Below are 407 nucleotides of genomic sequence, written 5' to 3'. Positions count from 1 at the left end.
TCTAACCATGGAGTACGTAAAAGGGAAAAAGATCACCAGCGTTTCCCCTCTTAAAAAGACAGAAAATGATTATCTCCCCCTTGTCGACGAACTCATAGAAGCCTATCTAAAACAGATCGTTTCTGATGGGTTTGTTCATGCAGATCCACATCCGGGAAATATTCATTTGCTCGAGAATGAGAAGATCGCGCTAATGGATCTTGGTATGGTGGCCCAGTTTTCTAAACAGATGAAAGAACACCTGCTTAGACTGCTGCTGGGCCTTAGCAAGAATGATGGAGAAGAGATCGCTGATATTCTTCTGAACATGAGCGACCTCACCGAACAGGCCACCGAGAGGGAATTCAGGAGGGAGATCAGCATCATGGTGCAGGAAAGCAGCAACAGCACCGCCAAAGACATGCAAA

General features: G+C 45.9%; 1 protein-coding gene. It reads left to right on the top strand.

Annotated elements, in window-relative coordinates:
* Positions 1-7: 7 nt before the first annotated feature.
* A partial coding sequence (locus tag HC175_RS19625; protein ID WP_235942699.1) for an AarF/UbiB family protein occupies positions 8-407 on the top strand: 400 nt, incomplete at its 3' end.

The organism is Salinimicrobium oceani, from assembly GCF_012037645.1.
Note: the sequence above shows the minus strand (reverse complement) of the source record. Positions and strands in the feature narration are given on the sequence as shown.